This window comes from Vibrio aquaticus (genome assembly GCF_003970385.1).
Lineage (GTDB): Bacteria > Pseudomonadota > Gammaproteobacteria > Enterobacterales > Vibrionaceae > Vibrio > Vibrio aquaticus.
The window spans coordinates 1-21996 of the sequence record NZ_RXZH01000007.1; the positions used below are offsets into that span (position 1 = coordinate 1).

17 protein-coding genes, 1 tRNA gene and 1 rRNA gene are annotated in these 21996 nt (G+C 46.0%); 8 read left to right on the top strand and 11 right to left on the bottom strand.

The window, feature by feature from the left end; translation table 11 throughout:
* The first annotated feature begins 159 nt into the window (after positions 1-159).
* The 3 genes from rrf to EJ063_RS14730 all read left to right on the top strand — a co-directional run bounded on the left by rrf (position 160) and on the right by EJ063_RS14730 (position 1524).
* Positions 160-275, top strand: a 5S ribosomal RNA gene (rrf, locus tag EJ063_RS14720).
* Between the two features lie 106 nt (positions 276-381).
* Positions 382-472: transfer RNA gene (locus EJ063_RS14725), tRNA-Ser, on the top strand.
* Between the two features lie 158 nt (positions 473-630).
* Entirely contained in the window at positions 631-1524 is an 894-nt protein-coding gene (locus EJ063_RS14730; RefSeq protein ID WP_126575119.1) for a LysR family transcriptional regulator, read from the top strand.
* Positions 1525-1597: 73 nt separating this feature from the next.
* On the opposite strand, the gene add is transcribed toward EJ063_RS14730, so the two are convergent.
* The 6 genes from add to glnA form a co-directional block, all read right to left on the bottom strand.
* Entirely contained in the window at positions 1598-2602 is a 1005-nt protein-coding gene (gene add / locus EJ063_RS14735) for an adenosine deaminase (protein WP_126575120.1), read from the bottom strand.
* Positions 2603-2700: 98 nt separating this feature from the next.
* Complete coding sequence (gene gepA, locus EJ063_RS14740; protein ID WP_126575121.1) at positions 2701-5241, bottom strand: phosphodiesterase GepA; 2541 nt, start codon at positions 5239-5241, stop codon at positions 2701-2703.
* A gap of 177 nt (positions 5242-5418) precedes the next feature.
* Positions 5419-6822 (bottom strand): nitrogen regulation protein NR(I), encoded by a 1404-nt coding sequence (glnG, locus tag EJ063_RS14745; protein ID WP_126575122.1) that lies wholly within the window; start codon positions 6820-6822, stop codon positions 5419-5421.
* Between the two features lie 36 nt (positions 6823-6858).
* A complete protein-coding gene (glnL, locus tag EJ063_RS14750; protein WP_126575123.1) occupies positions 6859-7905 on the bottom strand; it encodes a nitrogen regulation protein NR(II) in 1047 nt (348 codons plus the stop codon).
* A 109-nt stretch (positions 7906-8014) separates the two neighbouring features.
* Positions 8015-8572 carry a DUF4124 domain-containing protein gene (locus tag EJ063_RS14755; protein ID WP_126575124.1) on the bottom strand — a complete coding sequence of 186 codons (558 nt, stop codon included), beginning with the start codon at positions 8570-8572 and terminating at the stop codon, positions 8015-8017.
* Between the two features lie 129 nt (positions 8573-8701).
* Positions 8702-10111: a glutamate--ammonia ligase gene (glnA, locus tag EJ063_RS14760; protein ID WP_126575125.1), complete on the bottom strand. Its 1410-nt coding sequence runs from the start codon at positions 10109-10111 to the stop codon at positions 8702-8704.
* A gap of 478 nt (positions 10112-10589) precedes the next feature.
* Here glnA and typA point away from each other — a divergent pair, with 478 nt between their 5' ends.
* Positions 10590-12419: a translational GTPase TypA gene (gene typA / locus EJ063_RS14765; protein WP_126575126.1), complete on the top strand. Its 1830-nt coding sequence runs from the start codon at positions 10590-10592 to the stop codon at positions 12417-12419.
* Between the two features lie 111 nt (positions 12420-12530).
* Here the strand turns inward: typA and EJ063_RS14770 are convergent, their stop codons facing one another.
* The gene (locus EJ063_RS14770; RefSeq protein ID WP_126575127.1) at positions 12531-13169 is read right to left on the bottom strand and encodes a DUF2959 domain-containing protein; all 639 of its coding nucleotides are present in this window, start codon (positions 13167-13169) and stop codon (positions 12531-12533) included.
* A 35-nt stretch (positions 13170-13204) separates the two neighbouring features.
* Here EJ063_RS14770 and EJ063_RS14775 point away from each other — a divergent pair, with 35 nt between their 5' ends.
* From EJ063_RS14775 to EJ063_RS14785, 3 genes are read left to right on the top strand one after another with little or no spacing between them, the layout of a single operon-like run.
* Positions 13205-14149: a virulence factor BrkB family protein gene (locus EJ063_RS14775; RefSeq protein ID WP_439333289.1), complete on the top strand. Its 945-nt coding sequence runs from the start codon at positions 13205-13207 to the stop codon at positions 14147-14149.
* Positions 14121-14555, top strand: a complete 435-nt coding sequence (dtd, locus tag EJ063_RS14780; protein ID WP_126575129.1) for a D-aminoacyl-tRNA deacylase — start codon at positions 14121-14123, stop codon at positions 14553-14555. The genes EJ063_RS14775 and dtd overlap by 29 nt, the downstream gene beginning before the upstream one ends.
* A 54-nt stretch (positions 14556-14609) precedes the next feature.
* Positions 14610-15545, top strand: coding sequence for a bifunctional GNAT family N-acetyltransferase/hotdog fold thioesterase (locus tag EJ063_RS14785; protein ID WP_126575130.1), 936 nt, complete (start codon positions 14610-14612; stop codon positions 15543-15545).
* Here the strand turns inward: EJ063_RS14785 and EJ063_RS14790 are convergent.
* From EJ063_RS14790 to hslR, 4 genes are all read right to left on the bottom strand, one after another.
* The gene (locus EJ063_RS14790) at positions 15503-17446 is read right to left on the bottom strand and encodes an AsmA family protein (protein WP_126575131.1); all 1944 of its coding nucleotides are present in this window, start codon (positions 17444-17446) and stop codon (positions 15503-15505) included. The two genes, EJ063_RS14785 and EJ063_RS14790, sit on opposite strands and share 43 nt — an antisense overlap.
* A gap of 114 nt (positions 17447-17560) precedes the next feature.
* A complete protein-coding gene (pckA, locus tag EJ063_RS14795; RefSeq protein ID WP_126575132.1) occupies positions 17561-19192 on the bottom strand; it encodes a phosphoenolpyruvate carboxykinase (ATP) in 1632 nt (543 codons plus the stop codon).
* A 337-nt stretch (positions 19193-19529) separates the two neighbouring features.
* A complete protein-coding gene (gene hslO / locus EJ063_RS14800; RefSeq protein ID WP_126575133.1) occupies positions 19530-20405 on the bottom strand; it encodes an Hsp33 family molecular chaperone HslO in 876 nt (291 codons plus the stop codon).
* Between the two features lie 29 nt (positions 20406-20434).
* Positions 20435-20821 carry a ribosome-associated heat shock protein Hsp15 gene (hslR, locus tag EJ063_RS14805; protein WP_126575134.1) on the bottom strand — a complete coding sequence of 129 codons (387 nt, stop codon included), beginning with the start codon at positions 20819-20821 and terminating at the stop codon, positions 20435-20437.
* 276 nt (positions 20822-21097) lie between these two features.
* Between hslR and gspC the strand changes: the two genes are divergently transcribed.
* Positions 21098-21991, top strand: a complete 894-nt coding sequence (gspC, locus tag EJ063_RS14810) for a type II secretion system protein GspC (RefSeq protein WP_439333290.1) — start codon at positions 21098-21100, stop codon at positions 21989-21991.
* The last annotated feature ends 5 nt before the right edge of the window (positions 21992-21996 follow it).

Below are 21996 nucleotides of genomic sequence, written 5' to 3' on the forward strand. Positions count from 1 at the left end.
AGTGCTGTGAGGCATTGAGCTAACCTGTACTAATTGCCCGTGAGGCTTAACCATACAACACCCAAAGGGTTTTGATGGACTCAATACAAGAATATTGAATGTGTTAAGAACTTAAACAGCTTTCCAGATTATTCTCTAGAAATAGAGARAAAGAATTTGCTTGGCGACCATAGCGATTTGGACCCACCTGATTCCATGCCGAACTCAGAAGTGAAACGAATTAGCGCCGATGGTAGTGTGGGGTTTCCCCATGTGAGAGTAGGACATCGCCAGGCTTCCAATTTATTTTCACTTTTTAAAAAGTGAAGACAAAAAGGTACTGTTACCCGTATAAACGTGTAACCACATCATCAGTGTACTAATCTGACGATGACAATTTGTGGAGAGATGGCTGAGTGGTTGAAAGCACCGGTCTTGAAAACCGGCATACGTTAATAGCGTATCTAGGGTTCAAATCCCTATCTCTCCGCCACTATACAGAAAGCCTGCAAAGTGATTTGCAGGCTTTCGTCATTTCTAGCTTTTTTCATTAAGGCCCGTTGCTAACGCAACGGGCCTTTTGCGTTTTATCGCATAGCCACAAGCCATTTTTTGTTATGCTAGAGAAAATCTCTTACGACATCGCTATCCATGATTAACAACGTAAACCTAGCTGATATCCGATCTTTTGTTTTGATTGCTCAACTCGGAAATTTTACTAAGGCTGCAGAGGCGCTAAACGTCTCGCGCTCTCACGTATCTCGCCAGATCTCTGCGTTAGAATCGCGTATGGGGGTGAGTCTTCTAACCCGCACTACACGCTCACTGAAACTGACTTATGCGGGTGAGCGCTTTTATAAGCAATGTGAAGGGGCATTGACCCAGGTGGAGCAGGCACTTCTTGCAGCAGTCGATGACACGGAGAAAGTACAAGGGCATATTCGCGTCAACAGCGTTGGCGGGCCCTTAGGCGAAGATGTTATTGCGAGTAATATTGCTGAGTTTATGGGGCAATATGAAGATATCTCTGTGGAGCTTGATTTTTCGAGCCCAAGAATTGACTTAATTGAAGATCAGTTTGATGTCGCTTTTCGTATGGGTAAGCTCGAAGACGCTAACTTTGTTGGTAAGCACCTTTGTGATATTGAAATGGTCACGTTGGCCAGTCCGAGCTATTTATCGAAGTATGGTGAGCCTCAGCACCCGAAACAGTTGAGTGAACATCGAATTTTACGAGGCTCTGTCACCAGTTGGCACTTTCACAGCAAGCAAGATAATAGCCGATATGAATTGAGTGTGAAGGCTCATTTAGTGTGTAAAAATGGTCGAGCTCTTGTTACTGGTGCCTTGCACGGCAACGGAATTATTCGTGTTCCAATGATGTATTGCCAAGAGCAGCTTGATGAAGGCTTGCTTGTCCCTGTGATGGAAGAATGGCAGGTTGAGCCAGTTCCTTTTTATGCAATTTATCACCGTGAGAAATATCAGCCGAAACGCCTACAGACCTTTATTGAGTTTATGCAAAGTAGATTTGAGAACCAATAGATAATAAAAAGCCGACACATCATCTGTGTCGGCTTTTCACTTATTCCCATCCAGAGCAGGATGAATCAGTCAATTAAGAGCGGTTAGCTGCTTTATCGCGTAATGCTTGCTTCTCTTCATCAGAGATGAAGGCTAGTTCAAGGCCGTTGATCTGGGCTTGGCGAATCTGCTCTTGAGATAGGCCTGCTTGAGGCGCTGCTACTTCATATTCGTAAGGAAGCTCAATACCTTCAACTGCAGGGTCGTCCGTGTTTAGACAGGCTAGAACACCGTGCTCAAGGAACTGCTTCAGAGGGTGGTTGGTTAGTGACTCAACCGTGCTAGTTTGGAAGTTAGAAGTCAGACATGACTCAATACCAATACGGTTAGCCGCTAGGTAGTCCATTAGCTTTGGATCGTGAATAGCTTTAACACCATGACCGATACGTGTTGCACCAAGCTCTTGGATAGCTTGCCACATACTTTCTGCGCCAGCTGCTTCACCAGCGTGTACAGTGACATTCAGACCCGCATCTTTAACTTGGGCAAAGTGCTTAACAAAGCGGTCCCCTGGTTGGCCAAGCTCATCACCTGCTAAGTCAACCGCAACAATATGATCTTTCTGGGTAAGGATAGCATCAAGTTCTTGCTGACAAGCGTCTGTACCAAACGTACGGCTCATAATACCAATTAGGTTAGCCTTGATGCCAAAATCACGGACACCCGCTTGTACGCCATCAACAACCGCTTCTACTACGCCTTCTACAGGCAGTTTATGTTTCATTGCCATGTAGTATGGAGAAAAACGCAGTTCTGCGTAGTCGATTTGTGCGTTAAGTGCATCTTCAACGTTTTCGTAGGCAACACGGCGACAAGCATCAAGATCACCGAGTACTGCCACACCCCAATCAAGTTTTGAAAGGAACGCGACTAGAGATGGCTCCGCTTCAACGATTTGAACGTGTGGAGTCAATGATTCGATATCGTAAGCAGGAAGTGCTACACCAAACTTCTGACCTAGTTCTAGGATTGTTTTTGTACGAATATTTCCGTCAAGGTGACGGTGCAAATCAGTTAGGGGAAGATTTTTGGTTATCATTGTCGTCGTTCCAAGTAAATGAATTGAGCTAAGTATAAGAATCAAAGATAGAAGTGTCAGTAGAGTAAGCGTAGAAAAGCCGCCATAAACGTTGGTTTTTATTTCATGTTAACCAAATCTGTTGGCCACTCTCCATAAGGAACCGGTCTACTGTATAAAAAGCCTTGCCCTTGTGGACAGTTGAGCTGGTTGAGTAGTTTTGCTTGATCAGAGGTTTCGATACCCTCAGCCACTAAGCTGACTTTCATACCACGTGTCATGTTTACGATCGCAGCCACAATAGAAGTGTCTAAATCTTGTGGAGAAAGTTTCTCAACAAAGGTGCGGTCGATTTTCAAACAGTCAAATGGCAACTTATGTAAATAAGCCAGTGAGCTATAGCCGGTACCAAAATCATCAATGGCGATATGGACGCCAAGATCTCTGATTGCCTGCATATTTTTGATGGTCACTGGATCATTGTCGACAATGCGAGACTCAGTGATTTCGAGTGTTAAGTTGTTTGGCTCGAGTGTCGATGTTGCCAAAATACGCTGCAGCGTTGAAATGAAATCAGGCTGAGATAATTGGTTCACAGACAAGTTCACATGCATGTGAAAATCTTTATCCCATTTCCCTTCTCTCATCCCCTCAACGGTATCGTTACATGCTTGAAGCAGGATCTGTTCACCAATAGCACCAATTAGGCCGCTTTCTTCAGCAATCGGAATAAATTCCAGAGGAGGCACGAGTCCGGAAGAAGGCGAGAGCCAGCGTGCCAGGGCTTCAGCGCCAATGACTTCACCACTATTTAGGTCGACGAGAGGCTGATAAAAAGGAATAAACTCTTTACGTTCAATCGCATCCTGAATTTTTGACACCATGAGCGTGCGCTTACGGGATATATCGGCCATTTCTGGTCGATAGAAACTAATATTGGCGATCTCTTGTTTGGCGTTGCTCAAAGCGATACTGCCGTTACGCAGCCAAAGGGTCATGTTGAAGTCAGGTCCTGACTCTACGATACCAATTGAGACTTTTACGACAATGCTCTCTTGATCCATGATAAACGGAGAGGCAAACATTTGTTTAATACGGCTTGCAGCAAGGAGCAGCTCTTCTTCACTCTGTTCTTGTGGAGAATAAATCGCAAACTCATCCCCGCCAATTCTGGCAATGTAATGGTCGTCAGAGAACAGTGATGTCAGACGTTGAGAGATGATCACCAATAGTTGGTCACCTTTATAGTGGCCCAAGCTGTCATTGATATCTCTAAATTTGTCGATTCCGAGAAGCAGCAATGACCCGTTTAAATTTGGCATCTTGTCACAGGTATCGATCAGACCTTCACGGCTGTAGAGGTTAGTCAGTGAATCATAAAGAAGCTGAGAGCGTAGCGCTCGGAATGACGCTTTTAGGTTGTTGGCCATCTCGTTGAAGGCATACACCAACATCGTAGTCTCGTAGATGTTACCTGGCTTAGGCATGTGGCTATCCCAGTCACCTTTTGCCAAATGCTTTGCCGCAGCAGCGGTGGAGGTAATAGGAGCGACAATGCGATTAAAGGCGAAAAGCCCAAGAGCGATACCAATCAGGCTGGCAGTCATCCCTAGAATCCAGCTGTCTCTCTGACTTTCTGGCAATTTGCCTAATAAATCACTTTCTGAAATCGCGACGCCGATGTACCACTTCAATCCGTGCTCATCAATAAATGGAGTAAAGTGATTAAAGTAACGCTCATTCTCGATATCTTGAGAGAAACGCTGTATTTCACCCTGAGAATAGAAGTTGTGTGACAGTGAGTATTCGGCATTCGCTTTGACGATTGGGTTGGCACTTTCTGTGGCCAATAAACGCTCGCCTTTGTCACTCAGCGGAGTTCCCCAAGACACCACACTGCCCCCGGTTGAGTGGGCAACTAAGCGTTGTTTATCATCTACGATATAGATAACCGCATTGGTTTGCTTCTGTTGTGAGCTTAGGAATGAGTTAAAGGTATCGATTTTGACGTCCGTGACGACCACACCCTGAAAATCTTGATCATAAAAGACGGGTGTTAGGGCAGAGAGGGTAATTTCTTGTCTTTCATCGGCATTGGCGTAGATCGATGACCACATCGGTTTCAAGCTCTTAGCAACCGGTGCATACCAAGGACGGATGCGAGGATCGTAACCTTCAATGACGGAACGTATGTCTTGGCCAACGTGTTGCCCTCGATAGATCACAAGCTTTTGCTGTGTCGTCTCGTCTTGCACCATCAAGGTATAGCCATTATTAGGCTCTTTGCGAAAACCTACGTACTCAGCGCCTTCTCCTCCAAAGCCAATCACATCTAGCTGAGGAATCGATTGATAAAGATGACTAAAAGAGGTGAGAAAGTAGTTTTCTATCGCTTTAGTGTCACCCAGTTGGTAGAGCTGGTTAAAGCCGATCGAGTGGCTTAGCGCTAAGCTGGCTTGGAAGGGTTCGTTGAGGAACTTGCTCAGCTCGAGGTTAACATTGTCGGTTAAAGAAGAAAGCTGCTTATCACTGATATCAACGACCATTTCTTCATAGCTATTTTTCTGAACGGCAATAATGACCCCAATAGTAATGATAAAAATCATCACAAATGGGAGGACAACTGCTGTTCGTAGCGTAATTTGAGTAGTCGCTGACATGAATAATCTTCTATAAGTACAGTACGCTGTATTTTATATCTTTTAGTAAATGCGAGCGAGGCTTTTTGGTCAAAAAATAGGTGATTTCTTCGATTTTAGCCCATTATCCGGAAAGTTCGGAGCTGAAATCACCTAGTTCAATTGGATGACGAGTGGTGGTTATATGAGCTCTGTGTCTTAATAAAGCTCTTTTAATTTACGTGTTAACGTATTTCGCCCCCACCCTAAAACCTTAGCTGCATCCTGCTTATGGCCATTGGTATGTTCTAATGCCGCTTCCAAAAGTATACGTTCAAATTCAGGAAGTGCGTAAGAGAGTAACTCAGTATTCCCTTTAGAGAGGGAGTTTTTCGCCCAACTCGCCAATTGCTGTTGCCAAGTCCCCAATGGGTTTTCAGTCCCGATGGCCTTTTCTTCAAACAGCTCCGCCGGTAGATCGCTAGGTAACACTTCAGTTCCGCTAGCCATGACGGTTAGCCAGCGACAAATGTTCTCCAACTGACGAACGTTGCCTGGCCATTCCAACTGCGTCAGCTTATCAGCGGTAGAACGATGCAGTGTTTTGACATCTACTCCGAGCTCTTCCGCCGCTAATGCAAGAAAGTGCAATGTTAGCTTTTCTATGTCTTGCTTGCGCTCTCGTAGTGCAGGGATCTGAATGCGAATCACATTGAGACGGTGGAAAAGGTCTTCGCGGAAGTCGCCTTTATGCACTAGACCTTCAAGGTTTTGGTGTGTAGCAGCAACGATTCGTACATCGACTTTGATTGGTGAGTGCCCTCCAACGCGATAAAACTGACCATCAGCTAAGACTCTGAGTAGGCGAGTTTGGATATCGAGGGGCATATCACCGATCTCATCAAGAAAGAGCGTGCCACCATTGGCTTGCTCGAATCGACCTTGCCTTACGCTGTTGGCGCCGGTAAAGGCGCCTTTTTCGTGGCCAAATAATTCAGATTCGATCAGGTCTTTAGGAATTGCAGCCATATTGAGGGCGATAAAAGGTTTGGCTGCGCGAGGACTATGTCGATGCAGGGCATGAGCAACCAGTTCTTTACCTGTTCCAGACTCTCCGTTAATTAGTACCGAGATTGAAGAGCGAGATAAGCGGCCGATAGCACGAAATACTTCCTGCATTGCCGGCGCTTCACCGATGATTTCAGGTGGCGTGTAATCTTCTTCAGCGAGAGTGGCTTGCTCCTGCTTTTGTTCCTGACTGTGAGCAATCGCTCTTTCGACTAACGTAAGGGTTTCATCAACATCAAATGGTTTTGGAAGGTATTCGAACGCGCCTTTTTGGTAGGCATTCACCGCGGCATCAAGATCGGAATGCGCGGTCATGATGATCACCGGTAGTTCAGGGCTGCGTTCATTGATTTGTTTCAGCAGCTCTAGACCGTCCATGCCTGGCATTCTGATGTCTGAGACCAAGACATCTGGCATTTCTCTTTCAAGTGCCAGCAGGACGCTTTCTGCGTCTGAAAAGGTTTCACACTTAATATTGGCAGACGAAAGAGTCTTTTCCATGACCCAACGAATGGAGCTGTCATCATCAACAACCCAAACATACCCTTTACTCATAATCTCTTCCTTCCAGCAATGCCAAATAACGTCTCATTAAATGGGTAAATATATTGTAAATGTTGTTCTACCCGGCCAGCTTTCAACATCAATCTTGCCTTGATGTTGGTCTATCAGGTTTTGAGCAATAGAAAGCCCTAAGCCTGTACCACCTTCCCGCCCGCTGACCATTGGGTAGAAAAGTGTGTCTTGTAAATCGGCCGGAATACCCGGGCCGTTATCAATGATTTCAATGCGAGCCGCGAGCTTGCAGCGTTGACCGTGAATATTGGCTTGATGCACTGTTCTGGTGCAAATAGTGATCTGGCCGTTTTCCTGCTGTTTGAGGATTTGCCCAGCGTTGCTGACGATGTTCAGTAGCGCTTGTTCTATTTGCGCTGCATCCATCAGGATCTCTGGCAAGCTAGGGTCATAGTCTCGGTCGATTGTGATGCTTTGATTGGTTTCTAAATCGACAAGCTGCCTGACTTTCTCAAGGATAAGGTGCAAATTCTCTTGCTGCTTTTTCCCCGGCTTCTGTGGGCCAAGCAAGCGGTCCACAAGGGCACGCAGTCTATCCGCTTGTTCGATAATGATCTGTGTATATTCAGTTAGGCTAGGGTCTGGCAGGGTTCTTTCAAGTAATTGAGCCGCGCCTCTAAGCCCGCCAAGTGGGTTCTTGATTTCATGCGCCAGTCCTCTAACAAGTAACTTTGCTGCTTGCTGCTGCGCGTGTTGATTGAGCTCTTGTGATAACCGGCGTTGTTGACCAATCTTTCTCATTTCAACTAACAGCATCAGTTCTTTTTTCCAAGAGATCGGACTGACCGTCACTTCAAGCATCAACGGTTTTCCATCGACCACAAAGGTCACATCGCTGTCGGTAATACTTTGACCACTTTGTAGAGGCTGAGATAACAGCGCCAGATCCATCGAGGCGTGTTGAATAAGGTGAGATAGCGGATGATCAACAATGCGTTTCGCACTTTGCGAGAAAAGTTGCTCCGCCGCAGGATTGGCATACTTAACCTGCAGCGTTTCATTCATGATTAAAATCGCAGTGACTTGGTGATTTAAAATAATGTCGTTGAGTTCGTTATCCACTGTATTGCCTCATCCATGAACCTGAATCATCTGACGCACCAATTTGGTGCATTGAGTCATTCAGTATGGCGCAATCAACGTTATAACGAAAGTGAAATAGAGACTTACCTCAAGCTTTTGGCGAAGGTTTTATCTTACTCACAGAGATACGCTGTAAATGCACCGTGATAGGTAAGGACGATGCAATAAGCTTGCCGTCTCTAAATGCTTGAATCACAAAAGAGTGAGTGCCTCGATCGAGGTTTTTGAGTTGCCATTGAGGAGAGGCTTTGGGCGCACCGTAGCGCTTGTTATCAACAGTCAATTGAAGCTGCTCACCAATAGCAAGCTTGCGGTTTAATTCAGCTTGAATCATCAGTGTACCATCATTGCTTCTGATGGCTTGGTCGTCTTGTGGTGAGGTGATGGTAATCTCCAACGGAGAGGGTTTTTCTGCTGGTTTTGGGGTAGCAGTGTCTTGTGGCTCTACAGGAAGAGCGGGGGCAAATTGAGGGGCAAGGGCAGGTTGTTCAAAGTTAGGCAGATCAATCGCTTTGGCTTTTTTGTTGTTTGGGACATCGTTGAAATGGAGCGTTCCATTTTCATCAACCCAAGTATAAACCGTTTGACTCTGAGCGGCTGAGCTAAAGAGCACCGCTAAGAGGAAGGCGAAGTTAAGCACCTGCATAATCTGTCCTCACGTTATGATGACGCTATATTAGCAGGTCGTTTTTTATCCAGTGATAACAAAAAGGCCCGCCTGCGAGGCGAGCCTTGAATTTATGCAACAGTGTAATCTGTTGCTTACCTAACCTGATTATACAGAGTAGTAAAGTTCGAACTCTAGTGGGTGAGTTGTCATGTTTACTTTCTCTACATCTTGAGCTTTAAGGCCGATGTAAGAGTCGATGAAGTCGTCAGAGAATACACCGCCAGCTGTTAGGAACTCACGGTCAGCGTCTAGACACTCTAGCGCTTCTTTTAGTGAGTAAGCCACTGTTGGGATTTCTGCTGCTTCTTCTGCAGGTAGGTCGTAAAGGTCTTTATCCATCGCCTCACCTGGGTGGATCTTGTTCTTAATACCGTCAAGACCAGCCATTAGCATTGCTGCGAAACATAGGTATGGGTTCGCTGATGGGTCACCGAAACGTAGCTCGATACGACGAGCTTTAGGACTTGGTACTACTGGAATACGGATAGAAGCAGAACGGTTACGTGCAGAGTATGCAAGCATAACAGGTGCTTCGAAGCCAGGTACAAGACGCTTGTACGAGTTAGTCGATGCGTTAGCAAATGCGTTGATTGCTTTAGCGTGTTTGATCACACCACCGATGTAGTAAAGTGCCATTTCAGACAGGCCGCCGTACTTATCACCAGCGAATAGGTTAACACCGTCTTTCGCTAGAGATTGGTGAACGTGCATACCAGAACCGTTATCACCAACAAGTGGCTTAGGCATGAATGTCGCTGTCTTACCGAATGCGTGTGCAACGTTATGAACAACGTACTTGTAAACCTGAATTTCGTCCGCTTTTGCTGTTAGCGTGTTAAAGCGAGTTGCGATTTCGTTCTGACCAGCTGTTGCTACTTCGTGGTGGTGCGCTTCTACCACTTGGCCCATCTCTTCTAGGATTAGACACATTGCAGAGCGGATATCTTGAGATGAATCCACAGGTGCTACTGGGAAGTAACCACCTTTAACGCCAGGACGGTGACCTTTGTTACCACCTTCATAGTCAGAACCTGTGTTCCAAGCTGCTTCTACGTCATCGATCTTGAAGAAAGAACCTGACATGTCAGTTGCGAACTTAACATCGTCAAATAGGAAGAATTCTGGCTCAGGACCAACAAGAACAGTATCAGCGATACCTGTTGCACGTAGGTAATCTTCAGCGCGTTTAGCGATAGAGCGTGGGTCACGATCGTAGCCTTGCATTGTTGCAGGCTCAAGAATGTCACAACGGATGTTTAGTGTTGCGTCTTCTGTGAATGGGTCAAGAACAGCAGATGATGCGTCAGGCATCATTACCATGTCAGATTCGTTGATACCTTTCCAGCCAGCAACAGATGAACCATCGAACATCTTACCTTCTTCAAAGAAGTCTGCGTCCACTTGGTGAGCAGGAATCGATACGTGCTGCTCTTTACCTTTTGTATCTGTAAAACGTAGGTCAACAAACTTAACTTCGTTTTCTTGGATTAGCGATAGAACGTTTTCTACTGACATCTTGGATAACCTCCAGTGTTATTAAAGCGGTATTAGCTCGATTTGTTTATTAATCCAGCATTGATTAACTTCATTTCAATCGTATTAATCGATGCTGAATTTATTAAAGCCAAAACCGTGCCAAAAAAATTAATCCATTAATTTCAATAAATTAGCGGGCTTAGTTCCATTGTGGTGAAGCGTGTTGCACCACAATGATCTCTTGTTGCTCCATTTTGGTGCAAAGAATTAGTTGCTGCACCAAAATAAAACAAAAGCGCATACCATTCAGCCCAGTTTTAGGGGCGATGTCAATCGGGATTTTGCTTTACTCGGAGTCAGCTTGCGTTTCATCAATAAAATATATGCCGAAAAGGAGCGAATGAGATCACATATTTCTGGGTTTTTCGCTAGAATCTGGTACATTATGGCCGTTTTTTTAATCAAATAAGTTTGCTGAGATTTTCAGTGGGCTTCTTATATCGAGTGAATCAAATCCATGGCTACTCCACAGATTGATAATTTAAGAAATATCGCGATCATCGCGCACGTTGACCACGGTAAAACTACACTGGTTGATAAACTACTACAGCAATCAGGTACTTTAGAGTCTCGCGGCGAAGCTGAAGAGCGTGTCATGGACTCAAACGACATCGAAAAAGAGCGTGGTATCACCATTCTTGCTAAGAACACAGCAATCAACTGGAATGATTATCGCATCAACATCGTAGATACTCCGGGACACGCGGACTTCGGTGGTGAAGTTGAGCGTATCATGTCGATGGTAGACTCAGTGCTACTTATCGTTGACGCTGTTGACGGCCCTATGCCGCAAACTCGTTTCGTAACGCAAAAAGCATTTGCTCACGGTCTTAAGCCAATCGTTGTAATCAACAAGATTGACCGCCCAGGCGCTCGTCCTGATTGGGTTATGGATCAAGTATTCGACCTATTCGACAACCTAGGTGCAACTGACGAACAGCTAGACTTTAAAGTGGTTTACGCGTCAGCACTGAACGGTTGGGCAACGAAAGAAGAAGGCGAAACTGCTGAAGACATGGAAGCGCTATTCGAAACTATCGTTGAAGAAGTAGCAGCACCTCAAGTTGACCTTGACGGCCCGCTTCAGATGCAAGTTTCTCAGCTAGACTACAGCTCTTACGTTGGTGTTATCGGTGTTGCTCGTGTAACTCGTGGTTCTGTTAAGGCAAACCAACAAGTAACGGTTATCGGTGCTGACGGTAAAACTCGCAACGGTAAAGTAGGCACAGTAATGGGCTACCTAGGCCTTGAGCGTCATGAAGTTGATCAAGCGAACGCAGGTGACATCATTGCGATTACTGGTCTTGGTGAGCTAAAAATCTCTGACACTATCTGTGCACAAAACGCAGTAGAAGCGCTACCAGCACTGTCTGTTGATGAACCAACAGTAACAATGACGTTCCAAGTAAACACTTCTCCGTTTGCGGGTAAAGAAGGTAAGTTCGTTACTTCACGTAACATCCTTGAGCGTCTAGAGAAAGAACTGGTACACAACGTTGCACTACGTGTTGAACAAACAGACGATCCAGACAAATTCCGCGTATCAGGCCGTGGTGAACTTCACCTATCTATCCTGATCGAAAACATGCGTCGTGAAGGCTTCGAGCTAGCGGTATCTCGTCCAGAAGTAATCATCAAAGAAGAAGATGGTCAGCTAATGGAACCGTTCGAAACGGTAACTATCGACGTTATGGAAGAGCACCAAGGCGGCATCATGGAGAACATCGGCCTACGTAAAGGTGAGCTGACTGACATGTCTCCAGACGGTAAAGGTCGTGTACGTATGGACTTCGTTATGCCATCTCGTGGCCTAATCGGTTTCCAAACTGAGTTCATGACGCTAACTTCAGGTTCTGGTCTTCTTTACCATACATTCGATCACTACGGTCCACACAAAGGCGGCGAAATCGGCCAGCGTGTTAACGGTGTACTAATCTCTAACGGTATGGGCAAAGCGCTAACTAACGCACTATTCAACCTACAAGAGCGTGGTCGCATGTTCATTGGTCATGGTGTTGAAGTATACGAAGGCATGGTTGTTGGTATCCACAGCCGTGACAACGACCTAACAGTAAACGTACTGAAAGGTAAGCAGCTAACTAACGTTCGTGCATCTGGTACTGATGACGCACAGGTTCTTACTCCGCCAATCAAGATGACTCTTGAGCAAGCACTAGAGTTCATCGATGATGATGAACTAGTAGAAGTAACACCAGAAAGCATCCGTATTCGTAAGAAGTTCCTAACGGAAAGCGATCGTAAGCGCGCTTCACGTTCTGGTAAGTAATCACTCGTTGATTAGATAGTAAAAGCCCCGAGCAGTCTGACTGCTCGGGGCTTTTTTGTATCGACAAGGCTAACCCAATGACAACGGTGCTTTTGGCTTCCGTTACTGAGTTTATTGCGCTAGCTTCTGCAAGAATTTATCCGACTCGGCAATCGCAGCATTCATTTGTTTAATGGCATATTGAATGTCTTTCTCTAGGCTTGAGAACTCTCCTTGAAGCGAACCGATCGCACTCGCATTCAAGTTGTGTTTAAGATAGAGCGTGTTGTCGCGAAGAGTGTTGAGTACCGGAGTCATCTTATCTTCAGCGCGCTTCATGGCACTGAGCATGGTCTTGTAAGACGCTTTAGTCTCTCTTAGCTTCTGTTCGCTAGAGCGGTGCAGCTTCGCACTGGTGTACAGTTCCAGTTCAGCTTGCCACTCATCAAACAGTGCATCCGACACATCTTCGATGGCTGCTATGCGGTCACTGACATCTTGCGCCGCTTTTTCGCTATCTAGGTATTTATCATTGATTTGGTTATAAACTGTTTCTAGCTCGCCACCATCGAAGTTGGTGAGCGCTGAGAGCGCTTCAAGTGCGCTGCTAAATTCTTGTTGTGCGTCTTGTTGTGACTCTTTGGCATCTTCAACGCGATCTACCATGATATCTCGTTTGTGGTAGCCTACCTGTTCCATCGCCGAGTAGTAGGCTGACTGACAGCCTGTTAGGGTGAAAATGGAGAATACCAAAGCCAGTAAATACGGCATGATTGTGTCCTTTCCTTTAGAATTATGATGTTAGGATGACTGAGTCGGTTAGGAGATACAAGTTGAAATTCGAGCAAATTATTAAGCAAAGTCTGATTTTTGGGCGCTATCTACTGACACGGATGAATCATGATCGCGTCAACGTGAATGCGGGCTATTTGGCCTACATTACTTTGCTGTCTATCGTCCCGATGCTGACGGTCCTGTTATCGGTGTTGTCGTCCTTTGCCATTTTTGAAAACGCGGGCGATGCCATTCAAGACTTTGTTATTACCCACTTTGTCCCTGCTGCGGGTGATGCGGTGAAAGGAGCCTTACTCGAGTTTGTGTCGAACACCGGCAAAATGAGTGCCGTGGGTGGTGCGTTCTTGTTTGTTGCAGCCCTAATGCTGATCTCTAACATCGACAAGAACCTCAATTATATTTGGCGAGTACAGCAAAAGCGCCGCGCGGTGTTTTCGTTTTCTATGTATTGGATGGTGCTCACCTTAGGCCCGATATTAGTCGGGGCGAGCATTGCCGCCACCTCTTATGTGACTTCGCTGAAGATCATTGATAGCGAAGCGGTATCGGGAGCTTATAACCTGCTGTTGCGTTGGTTACCTTTTTTACTTTCTTTATTCGCTTTTGTCGGTTTATACCTGCTTGTTCCTAACAAGAAAGTCCACTTTTCTCACGCCTTGATTGGTGCCGTGGTGGCTGCGCTGCTGTTTGAAGCGAGTAAGAAAGGGTTTGCAGCTTACATTACCCAGTTCCCGTCTTATCAACTGATCTACGGTGCGTTGGCTGCCATTCCAATTCTGTTTGTTTGGGTCTATTTATGTTGGCTCATCGTGCTAGTGGGTGCAGAAGTGACAGCCGCGCTTGGCGAGAAGGAAGAGTGGTGCCAACAGGAAGAAGTGGTACACTCTGCAAAGAACTTAACCGTACAACAAGGTGAGGAAGACGGTCGTGATAGCCCTGATTCAAAGAGTAAGTGAAGCCGCTGTCCGAGTTGACGGCGAAGTCGTAGGGGAAATCGACCAAGGTCTACTTGTGCTATTGGGCGTAGAGAAAGACGATGATGAAGCGAAAGCGAAGCGTCTTATGGAGCGAGTCACCACTTACCGAGTGTTTAGTGATGAGGAGGGTAAAATGAACCTCAACGTTAAGCAGGTGGAAGGTAAAGTACTCGTGGTTTCCCAGTTTACATTACCGGCTGATACCAAGAAGGGAACGCGAGCAGGTTTTTCTCGAGGTGCTCACCCTGTTGAGGCGGAACGCTTGTATGAATATTTTTCTGACCGCTGCGCAGAGGTTCTTCCTACTGAACGCGGGCAATTTGCTGCGGATATGAAAGTCTCACTGGTTAACGATGGCCCCGTCACGTTCTGGTTACAGGTATAATAAGATTATTGGCTAGGAAGGAAGAGGAGCTCTCTTCCATAAAAAAGGATTTGTATGTTTAAGCTGATCACGCCAAAAACGGAAAACCAACTCAATAAATACTACCATTTTCGTTGGCAAATGCTGAGGGAGCCTTGGCGTATGCCGATTGGTTCTGAGCGTGATGAATACGATCAGATGAGTCATCATCGTTTGATTGTCGATGGACGGGGTCGCCCAATGGCCATCGGTCGTTTGTATATTACCCCGGACAGTGAAGGTCAAATCCGTTTTATGGCGGTAAAAGGCAATCGCCGTAGCAAGGGGATGGGATCATTGGTTTTGGTGGCTCTGGAGTCTCTCGCTCGTCAAGAAGGCGCTAAGCGTTTAGTGTGTAATGCACGTGAAGACGCGATCTCTTTCTACGAAAAAAATGGTTTCGAGCGCCGTGGCGAACTGACGGATGTTCGTGGCCCGGTTAGGCACCAACAAATGGTGAAACCACTCGACCCAATGGCCAATGTACTGCGCAAGCCTGAGTGGTGTACTGAGCTGCAAGAGCGCTGGGAACACCAGATCCCAATCAGTGACAAAATGGGCATTAAGATCACTCAGTACACGGGTTACCAATTCGAGTGTGGCGCGCAGCTTAACCCCAATCTAAACCCTCATAACACCATGTTTGCTGGTTCTGCGTTTACCCTCGCCACTTTGACAGGGTGGGGAATGACGTGGCTGCTGATGAAAGAGCGTGGGTTAAGCGGTGATATTGTCTTGGCTGATAGCCAGATTCGCTATCGCCATCCAGTGACACAGAACCCCGTCGCTTCTACCTCTCTTGATGGCATCAGTGGTGACTTAGACCGTTTAGCCTCAGGCCGTAAGGCCCGTATCGTTATCCATGTCACCATCTATAGCGGTGATGATGCGGCTGTTGAATTTATCGGAACCTACATGCTGCTACCAAACTATAAGGCTGTGTTGGGCGATGATGGGGCGCTCGAAGTCTGATCTTCTTTGACCTGTGGTAAGTCTGGCTTATCACAGGTCTTCTTAATCACATTGGCGCGATTCAAAATATCTGACCAGAGCTCTAAGCAAGGCTGGTGGCTCTTCAGCAAAATGGTCGCGTATTCCGCTTTGGTCAAATCAGCTTGGCCAGCTAAGTGAGTAGTGTCACTTTTCCCATCAATGGTGATTCGGCCACGATCTACATGAACCTTTACCTGCTCGATATCGAGTGGCTGCGAATAATGCTGCTCTCCATCGACACTACGAGCGTTTAAGCTGACTTGATGTAAGTGAACATTGATGTCGCCCGATACGCTGTGTGACAGCATAGAGTAATCGCCAGACAATCCACTTAACTCCACCTCGAATTCAGATTGCCCCGTGAGTGTGAATGGTAGCGCTTGTTGAATAGCGTGGTGCTCCATCGGCACTCCATCGGCATGTAAAGAGAGTTGCCACGGCGCACTGAGGGTGCTTCGGTCCCACATGCCACTGGCCTCTATGTATCCTTGTTCTAAAGGAATAAATGCACGCTCAAGAATCAGCTTATTTTGGTTAGCTGAGGCAGTTAGATGAGCTTGAGTGGCGATAAGGGTATCAATATTCACCGCATTGGCACTGGCTTCGAGATTGCCCGCCAGTAGCCCTTGATGTTGTCCATCCACTAAGATCAGATCATTGCCTTCAATGTTTAACCCTGATAGTTGCCAGTAGGGCTTTCGTTCAACTTGAATCAGTTGAGTGTTCTCAATATCTAATGATTGAATGGTTAACTTATCGAGAGGCGTAAGCAGCCCTTGTACGGTCGGCAAGAGCGTGTGTGTCTCTTCTAACCATTTTAGAGCAGAGATGGAAAGCTGTTCGAGGGCGACTTCATTGGGTGTTAGGCTTCCTTTGAGTTGCACTCTTCCTTGTTTAAAGTCGGCATCGAACTCTTCAATCTGAATGCGTTCAGGATCCAAACTTAGACTTGAACGAGGAGAGATAAGTCTTAGCTCGCCGTTGGTTAAGCTTTCTGCGTTAAATGACGCATACCCCTGTTGTTGTTGCCAAAAAGAGTGATTGAGATAGAGATTCTCTAGCGAAGCATCCAGCTGTTCGAAGCGCCAGTCAGCATAGTTAAACGAGCTGTTCAAAATATCGAGGCTATTGATATGTGAAACAGGTAAATGCAGCTTGCCTAAGGTGCTCAGTAAGGTCTCGAGCTGGTTGGATTCGGGTAAGTTGAGTTGATCAACCGTGACGTTGACGAGGGACCAACCGTGAGGATATTGCTCTGCCTGACCGGAAATCTTTGCGCCTTGCCAAACAAAAGAGCTACCAAATATGGTGCTATCTTGCGGTTGATAGCGTAGGTCGACTAACAGACCATCAAGCGCTTCTCCTTGGATATAGAGTTGTTCAGCTGAGAGTTGGATATCACCAAAAGGCAGTGTTTGTTTCTCAGATAGCCATACTGGTTGATCGACTTGCAGGTTCAGCCCTCGGACAGACCAATTTGCGCTGCTGATGTCGGTCTGCTTGAGCGCGAGTTGGTGCAGTTTTACCTGCTTTGGTGCTTCAATCTTGAATGTTTGTAGGTCAAGAGTCGCTCCTTCAATAAGGAGGCTGTCGACAACAAGTTGGTCGTCTTGCCAAGGTATCTGATTGAGCCAAAGAGTTAACTTCGGAAGGAGAATGCGTTGCTCATCTTCACCGATGGTGACATCGCTCAGGCTAAACTTCAGTGGCGGCGTATACTCTACTTGGCTGGTGGTGATGGGTTGGGATGAGAAATAGTTGAAGAAGCCATTAACGACTTGCGTAGCATAGCGTGTTTGCATCACTGCATAGAGAGCGGCTGCGGATAGGGCAAATAGACCAATAAACAGTACCAACAGCAGCAAGAGTGGCTTTTTCACGTTTAATCACATTCCTTCGTTCACTAGTGCTACTAGCTTGGAACACTTTTGCTTTGCAGGCAACAAAAAGCCCCTCATAAGAGGGGCTTAGATAAACATTTACTGTCGATGTCACTAATCGAGCTGTGGGCCAGCTGCAACTAATGATTTGCCTTCATCGTTATCTGTGTACTTATCAAAGTTATTGATAAAGCGACCAGCGAGATCTTTCGCTTTGCTTTCCCACTGTAGTGGGTCTGTGTAAGTATCACGTGGATCTAAGATTGCTGGGTCAACATCGTGCAGAGCGGTTGGGACTTCCAAGTTGAAGATTGGAATGTGCTTAGTTTCTGCATTCTCAATTGAACCATCTAGGATCGCATCGATGATGCCACGGGTATCTTGGATCGAGATACGTTTGCCGCTGCCGTTCCAACCTGTGTTGACTAGGTAAGCTTCTGCACCTGCTGCTTCCATACGTTTAACTAGCACTTCTGCGTACTTAGTTGGGTGCAGTGTTAGGAACGCAGCACCGAAACACGCTGAGAACGTTGGCGTTGGTTCAGTGATACCACGTTCAGTACCTGCTAGCTTGGCCGTGAAACCAGATAGGAAGTGATACTTAGTTTGCTCAGGTGTTAGCTTAGATACTGGTGGAAGAACACCAAATGCGTCAGCAGAAAGGAAGATCACCTTGTTCGCATGACCTGCTTTCGATACTGGCTTAACGATGTTTTCAATGTGCTCGATTGGGTAAGAAACACGTGTATTCTCGGTTTTAGAACCATCATCGAAGTCAATTGAACCATCAGAGCGAACGGTTACGTTTTCTAACAGCGCATCACGACGGATTGCATTGTAGATATCAGGTTCTGCTTCTTTCGATAGTTTGATGGTTTTAGCGTAACAGCCACCTTCGAAGTTGAAGATACCATCGTCATCCCAGCCGTGCTCATCATCACCGATAAGCTCACGCTTAGGATCGGTTGATAGCGTCGTTTTACCCGTACCAGAAAGGCCGAAGAAGACAGCCACATCGCCATTCTCTTTACACTTGTTTGCGCTACAGTGCATTGAAGCGATGTCTTTAAGAGGAAGGAAGTAGTTCATCATCGCGAACATGCCTTTCTTCATCTCACCACCGTACCAAGTGCCGCCGATAAGCTGCATGCGCTCAGTAAGGTTAAATACGGTGAAGTTTTCAGAGTTCAGACCATGCTCTTCCCACTTCTGGTTAGTACACTTCGCACCATTCATTACGACAAAGTCAGGTTCAAATGTCGCCAGCTCTTCTTCACTTGGGCGAATGAACATGTTCTTCACGAAGTGTGCTTGCCATGCCACCTCAGTGATGACGCGAATACTTAGACGAGTATCCGGGTTTGCACCACAGTATCCGTCAATGACAAAGACGCGTTTGCCAGACAGTTGATTAGTCACAAGCGCTTTAAGATCGTTCCATACAGCTTGGTCGATTGGCTTGTTGTCGTTTTTCACTGCGTCGGATGTCCACCACATATGCTCTTCAGTGGTCGCATCTTTCACAATGTATTTATCTTTTGGTGAGCGGCCGGTAAAGATACCGGTATCAACAGCAACAGCGCCTAGTTCTGTTACAGTGCCTTTTTCGTAGCCTTCCAGATCAGCGCGAGTCTCTTCTTCGAACAGCAAGTCGTAGCTTGGGTTACGAATAACCTCTTTTACGTTATGAAGCCCGTGTTTGGTAAGATCAATTGTTGCAGCCTTAGTATGTTCCATAACGGTCATAGGTGCTCCTTATAGGAATATTTTGTAGGGATTTTGTAATAATTTTTTAATTGTTTTCTGCTCACCATGCTAGCAATGGGCCTCTCGGAAAACAGGGATATAGCTCAAAAAATATCCGTATTTTTCTTGGGGTTTTAAGCGACTCATCACATATTGGCTTAGTTAGTTTATCGTGTGCGCAAAGCTTTGCGCTAGGGCAAAACGATTATTAATTGTTTAAAATTAACAGGTTGTTTTATTACAGGTGAGGCTAGGTTTTACGGGGCTTTGATCACAAAAAGGCCAGCGGGTGCTGGCCTTTTGAAAGGTAAATTACAGGCTTGCTATGCCATAAAAATTAATGCAGTGTTTTCTTATCCGAATCTGAGTCTGTAAACAGCTCTTCAACGTCTGCTGAGTCGAACGAATAATCCGTGCCGCAGTAATCACAATGTAAAGAAATTGAACCAACCTCAGCCAGAATGTCATTAATTTCCGCACGATCGATGGTAATGATAGCCGCGCCGCTACGCTCACGAGAACAGCCACAGAAGAACTCAACTGGTTGAGGATCAAATAGGCGAACTTTCTCTTGGTTGTATAGTCGGTAAAGCAGTTCGTTGGCTTCTAGTGCGAACAGCTCTTCGTTTTTCACGGTATCGGTCAGTTGCTCTAGGTGCTCGAAATCTTCTGGTGAACCTGTACCATCAGGAACAACCTGAATCAGCATACCTGCTGCATGCGCTTGGCCTTCATGTTCACCAGTGCGTAGCCATAGACGAGTTTTAAGCTGCTCTGAGTTGGCAAAGTAACCTTCTAGCACTTCTGCTAGGTTATCGCCTTCTAATGCAACAATACCTTGGTAACGTTCGCCTTTCTTAGGGTCGATGGTAATCACCAAGTAGCCTTTACCCATCATGTCATGGATGTTTGCATCATCAGCGATGTCACCTTCCCAGCGAGCAACACCACGAAGCTTCTGGTCATGGTCGCCATTGATAACAGCAAGAGATACAGGGCCGTCACCTTGCAGCTGCATAGTGATAGAACCTTCAAACTTTAGGGTTGCTGTTAATAGAGTGGTTGAAACCAATAGCTCACCCAATAGCTTTTGTAGCGCTGCAGGGTATTCCTTACTTGAAATGATTTGTTGGTAAGCGTCATCCAATTGTACCAACTCACCGCGAACTGAAAGATCTTCAAATAGGTAGCGGTTCAAAACATTGTTTGCCATGTGGCGATTCCTCGTAAATCTGGTAGAGCTTATTGGTGTTTAAATTTAATGATGTCGCGGCGCTGCTTCTTATCAGGGCGGCGATCTGGGCTCGGGTTGTGAGCGTGAAGTTTGCGCTGTGCTGCGTTTTCTTCACGTTTACTGACACTCTCTGCGGTTTCTGAATAGAGCAGCTGCGCTTCTGGTGCCCCGCGTCGTTGATCAGAAATCTGTTCAATAACAACGGTTTTTTCCTCGTGGCCCTGCCTTAGAGTGATCACTGCACCGAGTTCGACTGCTTTGCTAGGTTTACTGCGTTGACCATTATAGTGGACTTTGCCGCCATCGACCATATTTCGAGCAATGGAGCGCGTCTTATAAAAGCGTGCCGCCCAGAGCCATTTGTCGAGTCTAACTGCTTCGGTTTGGGAACCCATAGTGCTGTATGTCCTCTAAGGTGATGAATCTTCGATTCCAAATTGATGCTGTAACAATGGTGATGGATGTAACACTTTTCAAGCGAGATTCAAAAAAATAGGCACTGAGGGAAAAAGCTGACCGGGTTTGATGTTTAGGTTGTTTCATAGTTTGATACAATGAAGAGTCATATTATTAATAAACTATCATTTAAATTTAGATTATTGGGTCGCCGTACTGTAAGGTGGGGCCCTAATAACGATAAGAAAGTTCGAGATAGATAGTAAGGATATTGAGTGAAGCGATTCGACGCACAAACATGGAATACGCTCAGTGCGTCTCTTAAGGAACTTAAGGTTCAACAAAGGGTCAGTTACATCGTAATGATGGCTTTGCTCGTGATTGCTGCTTGGGTTATGGGCCGCATGATTTGGCAGCCTTGGAGTGCACCTGCGGTGAATCAGTGGCAACCGAATACTATCGTTCAGCGCGGTAGTGATACGTCATCAGATATCGATATTTCAGAGCTGCAAAATAGTCATTTGTTTGGTCAGTTTCAGCAATCCAATCCAGTCGTTGAACAACCTAAAGTGCAAGATGCCCCTAAGAGTCGCCTCAATGTGGTGCTCGTCGGGTTGGTAACGAGTTCTGATCCAAGTAAAAGCCTGGCGGTTATTGCTAATCGAGGACGCCAAGCGACCTATGGCATCAATGAAGTGATTGAAGGGACCCGAGCCAAGTTAATCCAAGTGCAAGCTGATCGTGTCATTATAGACAATGCCGGGCGCGATGAAACTGTGATGCTAGAAGGCTTGAAATACAGCAAACCTCGCTCAGAGCCCCAACCTAGTCAGCGTTCTTCTACGACAAGTCAGGTTTCGAAAGATACCTTAGAGAAAATTCGCCAAGAGATTCGCCAAGATAGGCAGCAAATATTCCAATACGTCCGTATGTCACAAGTTAAGAAAGACGGTGATGTTCTGGGCTATCGCTTAGTGCCAGGTAAAGATGCCGCGCTGTTTGATGCTGTAGGGTTGAAGAGAGGTGATGTTGCAGTGTCTATAAACGGACTGGATTTAAAAGATACCTCTGTAATGAGCGAAATCTTCCAAAGCTTATCTCAGATGACAGAGTTGAATCTGACGGTTGAAAGAAACGGTCAAATGCATGAGATATACATTGAATTATAAGGGTG

Bases quoted from the DNA above. Each gene is read 5' to 3' on its own strand.
- EJ063_RS14730 (WP_126575119.1), top strand. From the start codon at position 631: ATGATTAACAACGTAAACCTAGCTGATATCCGATCTTTTGTTTTGATT.
- add (WP_126575120.1), bottom strand. From the start codon at position 2,602: ATGATAACCAAAAATCTTCCCCTAACTGATTTGCACCGTCACCTTGAC.
- gepA (WP_126575121.1), bottom strand. From the start codon at position 5,241: ATGTCAGCGACTACTCAAATTACGCTACGAACAGCAGTTGTCCTCCCA.
- glnG (WP_126575122.1), bottom strand. From the start codon at position 6,822: ATGAGTAAAGGGTATGTTTGGGTTGTTGATGATGACAGCTCCATTCGT.
- EJ063_RS14755 (WP_126575124.1), bottom strand. From the start codon at position 8,572: ATGCAGGTGCTTAACTTCGCCTTCCTCTTAGCGGTGCTCTTTAGCTCA.
- glnA (WP_126575125.1), bottom strand. From the start codon at position 10,111: ATGTCAGTAGAAAACGTTCTATCGCTAATCCAAGAAAACGAAGTTAAG.
- typA (WP_126575126.1), top strand. From the start codon at position 10,590: ATGGCTACTCCACAGATTGATAATTTAAGAAATATCGCGATCATCGCG.
- EJ063_RS14770 (WP_126575127.1), bottom strand. From the start codon at position 13,169: ATGCCGTATTTACTGGCTTTGGTATTCTCCATTTTCACCCTAACAGGC.
- EJ063_RS14775 (WP_439333289.1), top strand. From the start codon at position 13,205: ATGACTGAGTCGGTTAGGAGATACAAGTTGAAATTCGAGCAAATTATT.
- EJ063_RS14785 (WP_126575130.1), top strand. From the start codon at position 14,610: ATGTTTAAGCTGATCACGCCAAAAACGGAAAACCAACTCAATAAATAC.
- pckA (WP_126575132.1), bottom strand. From the start codon at position 19,192: ATGACCGTTATGGAACATACTAAGGCTGCAACAATTGATCTTACCAAA.
- hslO (WP_126575133.1), bottom strand. From the start codon at position 20,405: ATGGCAAACAATGTTTTGAACCGCTACCTATTTGAAGATCTTTCAGTT.
- hslR (WP_126575134.1), bottom strand. From the start codon at position 20,821: ATGGGTTCCCAAACCGAAGCAGTTAGACTCGACAAATGGCTCTGGGCG.